This window comes from Kineococcus rhizosphaerae, from assembly GCF_003002055.1.
Lineage (GTDB): Bacteria > Actinomycetota > Actinomycetes > Actinomycetales > Kineococcaceae > Kineococcus > Kineococcus rhizosphaerae.
This window is the reverse complement of record NZ_PVZF01000005.1, coordinates 184,320-198,385: the sequence shown is the minus strand read 5'-3', so window position 1 is coordinate 198,385 and position 14,066 is coordinate 184,320. Positions and strand designations below refer to the sequence as shown.

Genomic DNA, 14,066 nt, shown 5'->3' with positions numbered 1-14,066 from the left:
CAGGATGACGGAACGTCACCCCCGGAGTCCAGTTGATCGACTCTGTTCGTGTGACGTGTTGTGATCTCGGTGACGAGATCCACCCGTTCGGCGCAACGCTCACGGGGTGCAGCTCCGGGTGGTCACCGTCGGAGCACTGGCTGTCGCAGGACCGGTCACCGTGCGGGGCAGGGCCGCCGCGGAGCCGCTGAACGACCACGTCACGACCACGGGGGCGCCGGGCGGCAGGTCCACGGTCAGCCGGACCAGCCGCCACCCCTCCTCGGAGTCGACGGCCGTCCCCACCCCGCGACCGTCGACCGTCACGCCGTCCAGCCCCACCCAGGGCGCCACCCACAGCGACACCGTCTCCTGGGCGGTCCGGCGGTCCGCGGCGCGGCGGGCGGTCGCGTTGGCCACGTAGTCCGGGATGGTCTCCGGCACGGTGTTGGTGAGGGTCAGCGTCAGCGAACCCTTCCCCGCACCGGTCGCGGCGCACGGCGCGGAGACCTCGAACGCCGGCTGGACCCAGTAGTCCAGCTTCGACGGCTCGGTGTTGGTCAGGCCCGCGCGGGCGACCGGTCCCGCCGTCGCGGGGTCGCCCAGGACGCCGGCCACCCCCGCCGCCACCAGCGCGGCCTGCTCCTCGGCCTTCGACGACCACACCGCCAGGTGGCCGGAGCCCACCGCCGTGCGGGCCCCGTCGAGCGCCGCCGTCGACAGCCCGTCGGACAGGACCGCCTCGAACGCCGCGGCCGACGTCGCGGCCAGGAAGGCCTTGCGGGCGTCCTGGTCCGCGCCGTAGGTGACGTACGCGTCGTACATGAGGGTCTTCGCCAGGTCCGACGTGCGCACCTGCCCGAAGGGGCCGAGCTCCAGCGGGGCGTGGTCGGTGCCCAGGAGCTGGGCGAGCCCGACGGGGTCCACGAAGACGACGACGTCGGGCCTCGGCAGCCCGGCGTCGGTCACCAGGGAGGCCGTGAGGACCCCGGCCTCGTCCGCGCTGCCGCCGGTCGTGACGTTCTGCACGATGGACGCGTCCTCGCCGTACAGGGCCGCGTACTCCGCGCTCACCGCCGAGACGTCCGCCCTGGCGCTGTAGAGCTCGTTGTCCGTCCCCGTGGACGTCAGCGAGATCTTCCCGGCGTCGACGGACAGGTAGGCGTAGGCGCCGACGATGCCCTGCACCGGCCGGATCTCGGCAGGGTTCGTGAAGGCCACCAGGACGGTGCGGGCGCCGTCCGCCCCCAGCAGGGACGGCAGCTGCGGCAGCACCCGGGCGGCGGTGTCCAGCGGGCCCGCGACGGTGTCGAGCCGCGAGGCCACCGGGTCCAGCCGGCGGCTGATGGCGGGCAGCACGTCCGGGCCGCGTCCCGCCCGCAGCGACGACCGGGCCGCTGCCACGCGGGCCTGGTAGTCCGTCACGACCGGGATCAGCTCCTGCAGGCCCGCGACGTCGACCCGCCGGTCGGCGGAGACCAGACCGTCGCGCACCACGTTCCCGGCGGTCTGCAGCGCCTCCGGCAGCGGCTCGGTCAGCAGCGCCGCCGCGTGCGCCCCGCCCCGCACGGCGGCGAGCTGGTCACCCACCCACGGCACGTGCTCGGCCCAGCGGTAGGGGAACTGCGCGGTCGCGCGGTCGGCGGCCGCCGCGTCCCGCGCCACCGCGGCCGCGGTGGTCGTCGCCGCGGTGAGGTCCTGGTCGCGGACCTGCTGCTCCAGCACCGGCACCCGGTCGGCCACCCGCTGCAGGGCGCGCCCGGCCTGGTAACCGGACACCGCGACCGCCACGACCCAGGCGAGCAGCACCAGCACGACGACGCCCAGCACCAGCAGGACCGGCCGGCGCCGGCCCCCGCGGCGCTCGCGGCGCCCGGCCCGGCGGGTCGGCATCGGCTCGTCGGGGGACTGCGCGGCGTGGTCGGACACGTCGCGACAGTAGCGAGCAGGGGTGTCGTCCCCGGCCGTCCGGCGCGACCGGGCTCGTGTCGGACACCGGTCGTAGGCTGGTCGCACCCCTTCCGGATCTTCTCTCGGAGTGTTCGTGAGCCTCACCGGCCTGCTCGACGTCCTGCGCACCGAACCCGCCGTCCGCGCGGCCGTCGAGACCGCCCACGAGGGCGGCAGCAGCGCCCTCGACGTCGTCGCCCCCCTCGGCGTGCGGCCCGCCCTCGTGGCGGCCTTCGCCGCCGAGCGGCCGCTGCTGGTCGTCACGGCCACCGGCCGCGAGTGCGAGGACACTGCGACCTGGCTGCGCTGCTACCTGCCGCACGACGCGGTGGCCGAGTTCCCCGCCTGGGAGACGCTGCCGCACGAACGCCTCTCGCCCCGCAGCGACACCGTCGCCCAGCGCCTCGCCGTCCTGCGCCGCCTCGCCCACCCCTCGCCGGACGACCCCACGACCGGGGAGGTGCGGGTCGTCGTGGCGCCCGTGCGCGCCGTCCTGCAGCCGCTGGTCAAGGGGCTGGCCGACCTCGAACCCGTCCGGCTGCGCGCCGGCGACGAGGTGGGCCTCGACGCGACCGTCGCGGCGCTCGCGGCCGCGGCGTACACGCGGGTCGACATGGTGGAGCGGCGCGGGGAGTTCGCCGTCCGCGGCGGCATCCTCGACGTCTTCCCCCCGACCCGCCCCCACCCGCTGCGCGTGGAGTTCTTCGGCGACGAGGTCGAGGAGGTGCGCTCCTTCTCCGTCGCCGACCAGCGCACCCTGGAGGTCGAGCCCGACGGGGTCTGGGCCCCGCCGTGCCGCGAGCTGCTGCTGACCGACGCGGTCCGCGAGCGCGCGGCGGCGCTCGCGGAGAGCCTGCCGGGCGCCGCGGACGTGCTGGCCAAGCTCGCCGAGGGCATCGCCGTGGAGGGCATGGAGTCCCTGGCCCCGGCCCTGGTCGACGGCATGGAACCGCTGCTCGACGTGCTGCCCGCCGGCACCCACGTCGTCCTGACCGACCCCGAGAAGGTCCGCGCCCGCGCGCACGACCTCGTCGCCACGGGGGCGGAGTTCCTCGACGCGGCCTGGGTGAACGCCGCGGCGGGCGGGCAGACCCCCGTCGACCTCGGCGCGTCGTCGTTCGCGACGCTGGCCGAGGTCCGCGCCCACGCCGAGGTCACCGGCCGCCCGTGGTGGTCGATCACCTCCCTCGGGGACGACGCCGAGCTGCGCGACCTCGAGGACGTCCGGATCCTGCGCGTCGGCGCCCGGGACGTCGCCGGGTACCGCGGGGAGACCGAGAAGGCGCTGCACGAGCTGCGCGACCTGGCCTCGGCCGGCTGGCGCATCGTCGTGACCACCGAGGGGCACGGCCCGGCCAAGCGCCTCGTCGAGATGCTGTCCGGCGAGGACGTGCCCGCGCGCCTGGTCGACGACCTCGTGGAGGAGCCCGCACCGTCGGTCGTCACCGTCACCACGGCCAGCGTCGAGCACGGGTTCGTCGCCGAGAAGCTCAAGACGGCCCTGGTCACCGAGTCCGACATCACCGGCGTGGGCGGGCAGTCGACGAAGGACATGCGCCGGATGGCGCCGCGCCGGCGCCGCAACGCCGTCGACCCGCTCTCGCTGCGCCCGGGCGACTTCGTCGTCCACGAGCAGCACGGCATCGGCCGCTTCGTCGAGATGGTGCAGCGCACCGTCTCCGGGGCCACCCGCGAGTACCTCGTGCTGGAGTACGCCCCCAGCAAGCGCGGCCAGCCCGGGGACCGGTTGTTCGTGCCGTCCGACACCCTGGACCAGGTCACCCGCTACACCGGCGGCGAGGCCCCGACGTTGTCGAAGATGGGCGGCTCGGACTGGTCGAACACCAAGAACAAGGCACGCCGGGCGGTCAAGGAGATCGCCGGCGACCTCATCCGCTTGTACTCGGCGCGGATGGCGACCAAGGGGTACCAGTTCGGGCCCGACACCCCGTGGCAGCGCGAGCTCGAGGACGCCTTCCCGTACGTCGAGACCCCCGACCAGCTGGCCAGCATCGACGAGGTCAAGGCCGACATGATGAAACCGGTCCCCATGGACCGGCTCATCTGCGGCGACGTCGGCTACGGCAAGACCGAGATCGCCCTGCGGGCGGCGTTCAAGGCCGTCCAGGACGGCAAGCAGGTCGCCGTCCTCGTGCCGACCACCCTGCTCGTGCAGCAGCACTTCAAGACGTTCGCCGAGCGGTACGCGCAGTTCCCCGTGGTGGTCAAGCCCCTGTCCCGGTTCACGCCGGGCAAGGACGCCAAAGAGACCATCGCCGGGCTCGCGGACGGGTCGGTCGACGTCGTCATCGGCACCCACCGCCTCATCAGCGGCGAGGTCAAGTTCAAGGACCTCGGCCTGGTGGTCGTCGACGAGGAGCAGCGGTTCGGCGTCGAGCACAAGGAAGCGCTGAAGACGTTGCGCACCAACGTCGACGTGCTCGCCATGAGCGCCACCCCCATCCCGCGCACCCTGGAGATGGCCGTCACGGGCATCCGCGAGATGTCGACGCTGGCGACCCCGCCGGAGGAACGCCACCCCGTCCTGACGTACGTCGGCGGCCAGGAGGAGAAGCAGATCACCGCCGCCATCCGCCGCGAGCTCCTGCGCGAGGGGCAGGTGTTCTACGTCCACAACCGGGTCTCCTCCATCGAGCGGACCGCGGCGCGGCTGAAGGAACTCGTCCCCGAGGCGCGCATCGCGACCGCGCACGGGCAGATGGGGGAGCACCGCCTCGAGCAGGTCGTCGTCGACTTCTGGGAGAAGCGGTTCGACGTGCTCGTCTGCACGACGATCGTCGAGACCGGCCTCGACATCTCCAACGCGAACACGCTGATCGTGGAGCGGGCCGACACCATGGGCCTGTCGCAGCTGCACCAGTTGCGCGGCCGGGTGGGCCGCGGCCGGGAACGGGCGTACTCCTACTTCCTGTTCCCGCCGGAGAAACCGCTGACCGAGACGGCGCACGACCGGCTCGCCACGATCGCCCAGCACACCGACCTCGGGTCGGGCATGGCCGTGGCGATGAAGGACCTCGAGATCCGCGGCGCCGGGAACATGCTCGGCGGCGAGCAGTCCGGGCACATCGCCGGCGTGGGGTTCGACCTCTACATGCGGATGGTCGCCGACGCCGTCGCCGACGTGCGCAACAAGGTGCCGGGTGCGGCCAACGAGGACGCCGAACCCGAACCCACCGAGGTGAAGATCGAACTGCCGATCGACGCCCACCTGCCGCACGACTACGTGCCCTCCGAGCGGCTGCGGCTGGAGGCCTACCGCCGGCTGGCCGCCGCCGACTCCGCCGAGGACCTCGTCGAGCTGCACGCCGAACTCGTCGACCGCTACGGCACCCCGCCGCAGCCGGTGCTGAACCTGCTCGAGGTCGCGAAGTTCCGCATCGCCGCCCGCCAGGGCGGGTTGCGGGAGGTCGCGCTCATGGGCAAGCAGGTCCGGTTCGCGCCGATCAACCTGCCCGAGTCCAAGGAACTGCGCCTCAAGCGCCTGTACCCGGGGACGATCCTCAAACCCGCCCTCGACGTCGCGCTCGTGCCGGCGCCCATGACCGCGCGGATCGGGGGCAAACCGCTGCAGAACGCCGAGATGCTCGCGTGGGCGACGGAGTTCGTGAACGCGGTGCTGCTCGACCAGCCGGCGGCGGTGGCGGCGGGCAACGCGCGGTAGGGCCTACGGCAGCAGGGCGCCGAGGTCCAGGGTCAGGGTCGCCGGGCCGACGTCCAGCGGGACGGTGGGGTCGCCGTCCCGCAGGACGCGGTCGGGACGGAACACCCCGGAGTCGTCGAGGACGTGGACGGACAGGGTGCGCTCGCGGGGGTCGACGATCCAGTAGCGGGGCAGGCCCGCCGCGGCGTACTTGGCCATCTTCAGCAGCAGGTCGTCGCTGCGGTTGGTGGACAGGACCTCGACCGCCAGGGACGGGATCCCGGTGAAACGCTTCGTGCCCGTCTCGTCGGCCCGGGCCCACACCATGACGTCGGGGATGAACTCGTCCTTGCCCGGCTTCCACGCCCACGCGAGCATCGCCGAGTGGGTCGGCGGCAGCACCGATCGAAGCAGCGTGACCAAGGCGAACGAGATCTCCTGGTGACGCAGGTCCGGGCTGGGGGTCACGACGGCGACTCCATCGATGTACTCGGTGCGGGGTTGCTCCGGCAGGGCCTCGTACTGCTCCCAGGACATGGACTCGCCCGCCGGCAGCGGTGTGGTCACCGACATCGCGCTCGCCTCCTCCGGGTCGTCCCTGCGAGTCCAGGCACTTGTACCGTGCCCATCGTGAGCGATCCCCGGCCCGGCCACAAGCTCCTCGACCTCGTCGCCGTCATGGACCGCCTGCGCTCACCCGGCGGCTGCCCGTGGGACGCGCAGCAGACCCACACCTCCCTCCTGAGGTACCTGGTGGAGGAGAGCTACGAGGTCGTCGACGCCGTGGAGAACGGCACCCGCGCCGAGCTGCGCGACGAGCTGGGGGACCTGCTGCTGCAGGTCGTCTTCCACGCCCGCGTCGCCCAGGAGGACAGCGCCGAACCGTTCGACGTCGACGACGTCGCCGCGGCCATCGTCGCCAAGCTGGAGCGGCGGCACCCGCACGTCTTCGCCGGGGAGGCCGTCGCCGAGGACCTGCAGGCCGGGTGGGACGCCATCAAGGCGACGGAGAAACCGCGCGAGTCCGTCCTGGACGGCATCCCGCTGCAGCTGCCGGCGCTCGCGCGCGCCGACAAGGTGCTGGGCCGGCTGCAGCGCAACGGGCTCGACGAGGGGACCCAGGCGCAGGCCACGGCCGAGGAGATCGGGGAGGAACTCCTGCGCGTCGTCCGGAAGGCGCACGCGGCCGGCGTCGACCCGGAGGCGGCGCTGCGGACGACGACGCGGCGGCTGGAGAGCGCGGCGCGCCAGCGGGAGTCGCGCGTCTGAGGAGGGTCACCGGGGCTGCACGATCCGTGGCGCCGCGTCGCCCGTCCGGTGCTGTCCGTCACCCGGAGGGCGCTGTGCGGTCCGGGTGATGCTCTCGGGAGCCCTACCGTCGGGTCCTCCTGGACGCTGGAGGGGGACGTGGTGGCGGGGGAACTGGTCGTCGACGGGGCCTCGGTGGTGGCGGGGGCGGATCGTCTGACCGCCTGCTCCGACGCCCTCTCGCACTCGGCCGCGTCCTTCCGGAGCGCGGCGGGGGACCTGTCGGCGTTCGGGCTGGTGGGGCGCATGGCCCACGCGCAGACCAGCGTCGGTGAGGCCATGGGCTCGCTGGCGGAGGCGGTGACGGACTTCTCCGGCCTTCTGCAGGACGCTGCGGCGTCGATGCGGCTCTTCGCCACGGAGACGGCGGCCGCCGACGAACGACTGGCCGGCGCGGCGGGCGGCTCGTGACCGACCTGAACCCGCTGCACCTCATCGGTGAGGTGAACCGGCAGATCGGGGGCTCGACGGCGTCCGTCCTCGAGTTCCTCGGCATCACCGACACGCTGGTCGACCCGGACGGCGTCCGGGACGTCGCACGGGCCTGGCAGGACCTCGGGAACGCGGTCGACGCCCAGGTCTCGAACTCCTACCTGGCCGTGCTGGACGTGACGTGGTCCGGCGACACGCCGGCCGCCGTCGTCGGCCAGGTCGAGCAGGCGCGGACCCGGGCGAGTTCCGTCGCCACGCAGTTGCACGACGGCGCTGCGTCGCTGCGCGGCTTCGCGGACGAGGCGCACCGGGCGATCGTCGAGATCGGGGTGATCGCGGCCGAGATCATCGAGTGGGAGGCCGTGGGGCTCGCTCTCGACGTCGTGACCGCCGGGTTGGCGACGTGCGTGGCGACCATCGCCGCCGGCGCGCGGGCACTGCGCATCGTGGCCCTCGTCGAGAGGATCGGCGAGACCGGGGCGGCGCTCCTGCGGACCCTCGACGAGCTCGCCGCGAGCGTCCGCGGGCTCGGGGCGGCGCTGCGGGCGCTGAGAGGCGTCGCGCGTGCGGGAGCGCACGGTGCCGGGGTGGCTCTGGGGGCCGACGCCGTCGACCTGGTCACCGCATCGGGTCGTGTCCACGACGCCCGCGACGTGGGGCGAGACGTCCTGTGGGGCGCCGCCGGCGGCGTCGCCTCCGAAGGGCTCGCCGCCGGCGTCCGCGCCGCTGCGCCGGGGGCGAGGGCACTCGCGCGCAGGACCGCCCCGGGAGGGCGCCCCGTGCCCGATGGCCTCCGCGCCGTCCAGGGCGATCCGTGGAGGGGGAACTTCCCGCAGTCGGCGGGGCCGGGCCAGGTGCTGGTGCGTCGCGATGCCGCCGGCCGGGTCACCCACTACCAGGTCTACGACGGTGACGGGCTGCCGATCAAACGGGTGGACGTCACCGGGCGGTCCCACGGCGGGGTCGACACACCGCACGTGGTTGAGTTCGGACGAGACCTCAACCCCGAGACCGGCGAGGTGTTCGTGAAGAAGGGCAGGCACGTCCGTCCGGCGACCCCGGACGAGGTGGAGGGGATCATCCCGTGAAGGACGAAGCGTTCGACCCGTTCAGCCTCCCCGCCCTCGCGGCGTGGCGGCAGCCGTTCGACCCGCCCCCGAGCGTCTCCGACTACGTGTACCGCCACGTCAGCGTCACCGACGCCGTGGCCCTCGCGTCGGTGTTCGCCCCTCGCTTCGTGGACGTGCAGGGGTGCCTGCTGGTGGCTGAGAACTACGAGCCGGAGAACCTGCGCACGTGGTTGGCGCAGTTGGAGGGCCGCGCGCAGGACGTCGAACGGATGATCAACCACCAGAGCCTCTGGGACCTCCTCCCGCCCGCGGGCGAGGACGAGGAGCGGGCGCTGGAGCAGGTGGCTCTCGTCATGGCCGACGCCTGGCGGGCGGCCGCGCAGCGCCAGTTCCCCCACCTGCAGGTCCGCACCGACGTCGTCGACGACTACGGACCCACCGTCCTGCTGTGGACCGACCGCGGGTGAGGCGTCCCGCGGCTGGGTAGGGTCACCGACCGTGACCCACGTCCTGGCCATCGACATCGGCGGCACCAAGCTCGCCGCGGGACTCGTCGCCGACGACGGGACCGTGCTGCACGACCGCGAGGTGCCCACCGACGCGCGCGACGCCGACGCGGTCGGTCGGGCGCTCGCCGACCTCGTCCGTGCGGTCGTCGCGGACGGGCGCGGTGAGGGGCTGGAGGTCGCCGACGTCGTCGGCATCGGTTCCGCGGGCCCCGTCGACACCACGACGGGCACGGTGCACCCGGTGAACATCGTCTCCCTGCGCGGTTTCCCGCTCGTCGAGCACGTCGCCGCGCAGGCCTCGCAGGCCCTGGGGCGCACGGTGTCCGCCGCGCTCGCGCAGGACGGCCAGTGCTTCGCGGCGGCCGAGCAGTGGGTCGGGGCGGCGGCGGGGTCGCCGTCGATGATGGGCGTGGTCGTGTCCACCGGCATCGGCGGCGGCATCGTCCTGGACGGCCGGATCCTGGCCGGCAAGACGGGCAACGCGGGGTTCATCAGCCACGTCGGCGTCGTCCTCGACGGGGAGCTGCTGCCCGGCTCGGGGGCCTCCGGCGTCGTCGAGGCCTACGCCAGTGGCCCGGCCATGGTCCGCGCCGCGCACGCGCAGGGCTGGCGCGTGGGCGAGGCCGCCGACGCCCGGCACCTGACGCAGGACGCCCGCGAGGGCGACCCGGTGGCGACCGCGGTCATCGCCGCCGGCACCCGCGCGCTGGCCTCGGCGTTCCTGTCCACGGCGGCCCTGTTCGACCTCACGGACATCGTCGTGGGCGGTGGCGTGGCCTCGGCCGGCGACGTCCTCATGGACCCGCTGCGCCGCGCCTACGCCGAGCTCGCCGTCTACCCGCACCTGGCCGACGTGCGGATCAGCACCTCGACCCTGCCCCGGCGCTCGGGCCTGGTGGGGGCCGGCCGGCTGGGCTGGACGACGCTCGCCGGTTAGCGCCGCAGCGGCTCGACGTGGGATCCGTCGAACTCGAGCGAGGACCGCGTCGCGAAGCCGCCGTAGGCCAGGTCCACCTCGACCAGCACCTCGCGGTCCCCGACCGGGAAGCGGAACTCCTCGTCGGAGAACCGGATCCGGTCCTGTTCGAGCACCTCGCCGTCCACGTCGAACCGCCAGCTGTCGTCGCCCTCGCTCACCGTCGCCCCCCAGGGATCGCCTCCACGTGCCCCGATCCCGCCGCACCGCGGGCGACGAGGCGCTCGGGCGGTGGACCGCGGGGAGCGGAAGGCGACTAGGCTCGGCCCGACAGACGACATCGAGAAGCACGAGGAGTGCGCGTGGCCACCATCGAGGCCGTCGGAGCTCGCGAGATCCTTGACTCGCGCGGCAACCCCACCGTCGAGGTCGAGGTCCTGCTCGACGACGGGACCTTCGCGCGGGCGGCCGTGCCGTCGGGCGCCTCCACCGGGGCCTACGAGGCCAACGAGCGCCGCGACGGCGACAAGGGCCGGTACCTGGGCAAGGGCGTGGAGCAGGCCGTCGAGGCCGTCATCGAGGAGGTCGGCCCGGCGCTCGTCGGCCACGACGCCCACGAGCAGCGGATCATCGACCAGGTCATGCTCGACCTGGACGGCACCCCCAACAAGAACCGCCTGGGCGCCAACGCGATCCTCGGCGTCTCCCTGGCCGTCGCCAAGTCCGCGGCGTCCTCGGCGGACCTGCCGCTGTTCCGCTACCTCGGCGGCCCGAACGCCCACGTGCTGCCCGTGCCGATGATGAACATCGTCAACGGTGGTGCCCACGCCGACACCGGCGTGGCCATCCAGGAGTTCATGATCGCCCCCGTCGGTGCGGCCTCGTTCCGCGAGGCGCTGCGCTGGGGCGCCGAGACGTACCACGCGCTGAAGTCGGTGCTGAAGTCGCGGGGCCTGTCCACCGGCCTGGGTGACGAGGGTGGTTTCGCCCCCGACCTGCCCAGCAACAAGGACGCCCTCGACCTCATCCTCGAGGCCGTGGGCAAGGCCGGTTTCGAGCCCGGCAAGGACATCGCCCTGGCCCTGGACGTCGCCGCGACCGAGTTCTTCGAGGCGGGCAAGTACTCCTTCGAGGGTTCTGAGCGCTCCGCGGAGTGGATGACGGGCTACTACGAGGGCCTGGTGTCGGAGTACCCGCTGGTCTCCATCGAGGACCCGCTGTCCGAGGACGACTGGGACGGCTGGGTGCACATCACGAACGCCCTGGGCGGCAAGCTCCAGCTCGTCGGCGACGACCTGTTCGTCACCAACCCCGAGCGGCTGCAGAAGGGCATCGACCTCGGCGCCGGCAACTCGATGCTGGTCAAGGTCAACCAGATCGGTTCGCTCACCGAGACCCTCGACGCCGTGGACCTGGCGCACCGCAGCGGTTTCACCACGATGATGAGCCACCGCTCGGGGGAGACCGAGGACACCACCATCGCCGACCTCGCCGTCGCCGTGGGCTCGGGCCAGATCAAGACCGGTGCCCCGGCCCGCTCCGAGCGCGTCGCGAAGTACAACCAGCTGCTGCGCATCGAGGAGGAGCTGGACGACGCCGCGCGCTACGCCGGCGCCAAGGCGTTCCCGCGCTCGGCCGGTTTCACCGGGCGCGCCTGACCCGCTGACGGCTGCGTCCGGGAGAAGCTGGTCCCATGGCGACGCGACGTCCTGCTGCGCCCCGCAGTCCCTCCCGGCAGGGAGGGGCGGCGGGGCGCGCTGCTGCTCCGCGACAGGGCCCGCGCCCGGGGTCGGGACGCGGGCCGAGCGGCTCGCGCCCGGCTGCGGCGAACTCCCGGCCCGCACCCGCGGCCCGCGGCCGCAGCTCGGCGACCATGTCAGCGGCCGACCGCCGTCGCGTCCGGGGGCCCCGCGTCCTGGTGCTGTCGGCCGTCGTGCTGCTGCTGGCGATCTTCCTCGTCCCCAGCCTGCAGAAGTGGCTGGAGCAGCGCTCCGAGATCGGCCGGCTGAACGCCCAGATCACGCAGCAGCAGCAGGACCTCGCCACCGCGCAGGCGGCGCAGGAACGCTGGAAGGACGACGCCTACGTCATGACGCAGGCGCGGGAGCGACTGCGCTACGTCCTGCCCGGGGAGGTGCCCTACGTCGTCGACGGTGAGTCCGACGCCGACCAGGTCTCCCCGCAACGGGCCGCGACGACCGTCCCGAAGTCGGCGGCCGCCTGGTACGAGAACATCTGGGAGTCCCTGCGCCTGGCCGGGAACGACACCGTCGCCCCCGTCCAGACCCCGGGGCTCGGATCGACCGGTTCGAGCACCACCACGAAGTAGAAGGCAGGCCGTGAGCACGACCCCCGCCACCCAGGCCGACCTCGACAGCATCGCCGGCCGCCTCGGCCGGGTGCCGCGCGGTGTCGTCGCCGTCGCCCACCGCTGCTCGTGCGGGCGTCCCGACGTCGTGGAGACGTCCCCGCGCCTGCCCGACGGCACCCCCTTCCCGACGACGTACTACCTCGTCGACCCGATCGCGGCCGGGGCGATCTCGACCCTGGAGGCCTCGGGCCTCATGCGGGAGATGACCGACCGCCTCGGCGACGACGAGGACCTCGCCGCGCGCTACGTCGCGGCCCACGAGGACTTCCTGCGCCGGCGTGCGGCCCTCGGTGACGCCGACGTCCCCGAGATCGCCGGGATCTCCTGCGGCGGGATGCCGACGCGCGTGAAGTGCCTGCACGCCCTCGTCGGGCACGCCCTCGCCGCGGGGCCGGGCGTGAACCCGTTCGGCGACGAGACCCTCGACCGCCTCGCCGCCGACGGCGGCTGGCCGGCCACCTGCCCGCACACCGGGGCGGACGCGTGAGCCGTCGCCGGGTCGCCGCCGTCGACTGCGGCACCAACTCGCTGCGCCTGCTCGTCGCCGACGTCGACCCCGCGACCGGGGAGGCGGTCGAGCTCGAACGCACGATGGAGGTCGTCCGCCTCGGTCAGGGCGTCGACCGCAGCGGGGCCTTCGCCCCGGAGGCGTTGCAGCGCACGTTCTCCGCCGTCGAGCGGGCAGCGGAGCTCGTCGCCCGGCACGCGCCGGAGGCCGTCCGCTTCGTCGCGACGTCCGCCTCGCGCGACGTGTCCAACCGCGAGGAGTTCTTCGCCGGCGTGCGCGAGCGCCTCGGCGTCGAACCCGACGTCGTCACCGGCGAGGAGGAGGCCGCGCTGAGCTTCTCCGGCGCCACCGCCGAACTCGGCCCCGAGCAGGCGCCGTTCCTCGTCGTCGACCTCGGCGGCGGGTCCACCGAGCTCGTCCTCGGGACCCGCGAGGTCGAGTCCGCCCGCTCGCTCGACATGGGCTCGGTCCGGATGACCGAGCGGTACCTGCACGACGACCCGCCGGGCGCCGCGCAGGTCGCCGCCGCCCGGGCGGACGTGGAGCGCCTGCTCGACTCCAGCCCGGTACCGCTGGAACGGGCGCGCACCCTCGTGGGCGTCGCCGGGACGATCACGACGATCACGGCGTGCGCCGTCGACCTCGCCGAGTACGCGCCCGGGTGCCTGCACGGGGTCCGCCTGCCGGTCGGGCAGGTCCTCGCCGCGTGCGACCGGCTCCTGCGCGCCACGCGGGCCGAGAAGGCGGCCATGCCCTTCGTCCACCCGGGCCGGGTCGACGTCATCGGCGCCGGGGCGCTGGTGTGGGCGACGGTGCTCGAGCGCGTGGTGGCGCGGGCCGGGACCACCGAGGTCGTCACCAGCGAGCACGACATCCTCGACGGGATCGCCGTCGCCCTCGCCCGCTCCCTGCGAAAGCCTCGGGTTTCGGCACGTTGACTCCCGGGTCTCTTTCACCGGGACTGTGGAGTCAACGTGCCGAAACCTCGGCTCCGTCAGCGGCGGGGGAGCAGGGCGCGCAGGTCGTCGGGCAGGGCGAGCTGCAGGCGCTTCGGCGCCGTCCGGCGCCACGCCTCCAGGACCACCGAGCGCAGCTCGACCGGGTCGGCCGACGACAGGGTCACCCGCACCCAGCCGAACCGGCCCACGTGCGAGGCGACGGCGTACGTGGCGGGGTCGCCGGCGATGAGTTCGGCCTGGTCGGCCGGGTTCGCCTTCACCGAGGCCGTCCCGTCCTCCGCGCGCAGGACCGCGAAGATCTTCGCCCCGACCCGGAACGTCGCCGCGCCCCAGGTCTCCTCCTCGTGGGCCCCGGGCAGCTCCAGTGCCCAGCCGCGCACCGTGCCGCTCGTCACCACGGGCA

General features: G+C 73.9%; 14 protein-coding genes. 10 read left to right on the top strand and 4 right to left on the bottom strand.

The window, feature by feature from the left end; genetic code table 11:
* Nucleotides 1-99 precede the first annotated feature (99 nt).
* Nucleotides 100-1,908 (bottom strand): DUF4012 domain-containing protein, encoded by a 1,809-nt coding sequence (locus CLV37_RS11870; RefSeq protein ID WP_106210500.1) that lies wholly within the window; start codon nucleotides 1,906-1,908, stop codon nucleotides 100-102.
* 115 nt (nucleotides 1,909-2,023) lie between these two features.
* Between CLV37_RS11870 and mfd the strand changes: the two genes are divergently transcribed.
* Entirely contained in the window at nucleotides 2,024-5,611 is a 3,588-nt protein-coding gene (gene mfd / locus CLV37_RS11865; protein ID WP_106210777.1) for a transcription-repair coupling factor, read from the top strand.
* Nucleotides 5,612-5,614: 3 nt separating this feature from the next.
* Here mfd and CLV37_RS11860 read toward each other — a convergent pair whose 3' ends face one another.
* Nucleotides 5,615-6,163, bottom strand: a complete 549-nt coding sequence (locus tag CLV37_RS11860; protein WP_106210498.1) for a Uma2 family endonuclease — start codon at nucleotides 6,161-6,163, stop codon at nucleotides 5,615-5,617.
* Between the two features lie 57 nt (nucleotides 6,164-6,220).
* Here CLV37_RS11860 and CLV37_RS11855 point away from each other — a divergent pair, with 57 nt between their 5' ends.
* The 5 genes from CLV37_RS11855 to CLV37_RS11835 all read left to right on the top strand — a co-directional run bounded on the left by CLV37_RS11855 (nucleotide 6,221) and on the right by CLV37_RS11835 (nucleotide 9,846).
* Nucleotides 6,221-6,859: a nucleoside triphosphate pyrophosphohydrolase gene (locus tag CLV37_RS11855; protein ID WP_106210776.1), complete on the top strand. Its 639-nt coding sequence runs from the start codon at nucleotides 6,221-6,223 to the stop codon at nucleotides 6,857-6,859.
* A gap of 141 nt (nucleotides 6,860-7,000) precedes the next feature.
* Nucleotides 7,001-7,309, top strand: a complete 309-nt coding sequence (locus tag CLV37_RS11850; protein ID WP_146149376.1) for a hypothetical protein — start codon at nucleotides 7,001-7,003, stop codon at nucleotides 7,307-7,309.
* Entirely contained in the window at nucleotides 7,306-8,418 is a 1,113-nt protein-coding gene (locus CLV37_RS11845) for a polymorphic toxin type 24 domain-containing protein (protein WP_106210493.1), read from the top strand. The genes CLV37_RS11850 and CLV37_RS11845 overlap by 4 nt, the downstream gene beginning before the upstream one ends.
* Entirely contained in the window at nucleotides 8,415-8,867 is a 453-nt protein-coding gene (locus CLV37_RS11840; RefSeq protein WP_106210491.1) for a hypothetical protein, read from the top strand. Before CLV37_RS11845 ends, CLV37_RS11840 begins: the two co-directional genes overlap by 4 nt.
* Nucleotides 8,868-8,898: 31 nt before the next feature.
* A complete protein-coding gene (locus tag CLV37_RS11835) occupies nucleotides 8,899-9,846 on the top strand; it encodes an ROK family protein (RefSeq protein ID WP_106210489.1) in 948 nt (315 codons plus the stop codon).
* On the opposite strand, the gene CLV37_RS11830 is transcribed toward CLV37_RS11835, so the two are convergent.
* A complete protein-coding gene (locus CLV37_RS11830; RefSeq protein ID WP_106210487.1) occupies nucleotides 9,843-10,046 on the bottom strand; it encodes a hypothetical protein in 204 nt (67 codons plus the stop codon). The genes CLV37_RS11835 and CLV37_RS11830 overlap by 4 nt on opposite strands.
* Before the next feature lie 141 nt (nucleotides 10,047-10,187).
* Between CLV37_RS11830 and eno the strand changes: the two genes are divergently transcribed.
* From eno to CLV37_RS11810, 4 genes are all read left to right on the top strand, one after another.
* Complete coding sequence (eno, locus tag CLV37_RS11825) at nucleotides 10,188-11,483, top strand: phosphopyruvate hydratase (protein WP_106210485.1); 1,296 nt, start codon at nucleotides 10,188-10,190, stop codon at nucleotides 11,481-11,483.
* Nucleotides 11,484-11,698: 215 nt separating this feature from the next.
* Nucleotides 11,699-12,154 (top strand): FtsB family cell division protein, encoded by a 456-nt coding sequence (locus CLV37_RS11820; protein ID WP_170127212.1) that lies wholly within the window; start codon nucleotides 11,699-11,701, stop codon nucleotides 12,152-12,154.
* A 10-nt stretch (nucleotides 12,155-12,164) separates the two neighbouring features.
* On the top strand, nucleotides 12,165-12,683 hold the full coding sequence (locus CLV37_RS11815; RefSeq protein WP_106210481.1) for a DUF501 domain-containing protein: 519 nt from the start codon (nucleotides 12,165-12,167) through the stop codon (nucleotides 12,681-12,683).
* Nucleotides 12,680-13,642, top strand: a complete 963-nt coding sequence (locus tag CLV37_RS11810) for a Ppx/GppA phosphatase family protein (protein WP_106210479.1) — start codon at nucleotides 12,680-12,682, stop codon at nucleotides 13,640-13,642. The genes CLV37_RS11815 and CLV37_RS11810 overlap by 4 nt, the downstream gene beginning before the upstream one ends.
* A 56-nt stretch (nucleotides 13,643-13,698) precedes the next feature.
* Here the strand turns inward: CLV37_RS11810 and CLV37_RS11805 are convergent, their stop codons facing one another.
* Nucleotides 13,699-14,058 (bottom strand): MmcQ/YjbR family DNA-binding protein, encoded by a 360-nt coding sequence (locus tag CLV37_RS11805; protein ID WP_106210774.1) that lies wholly within the window; start codon nucleotides 14,056-14,058, stop codon nucleotides 13,699-13,701.
* Nucleotides 14,059-14,066: the final 8 nt, after the last annotated feature.

Excerpts from the sequence above, each read along its gene's own strand:
- CLV37_RS11820 (WP_170127212.1), top strand. The coding sequence starts at position 11,699 with ATGTCAGCGGCCGACCGCCGTCGCGTCCGGGGGCCCCGCGTCCTGGTG.
- CLV37_RS11860 (WP_106210498.1), bottom strand. The coding sequence starts at position 6,163 with ATGTCGGTGACCACACCGCTGCCGGCGGGCGAGTCCATGTCCTGGGAG.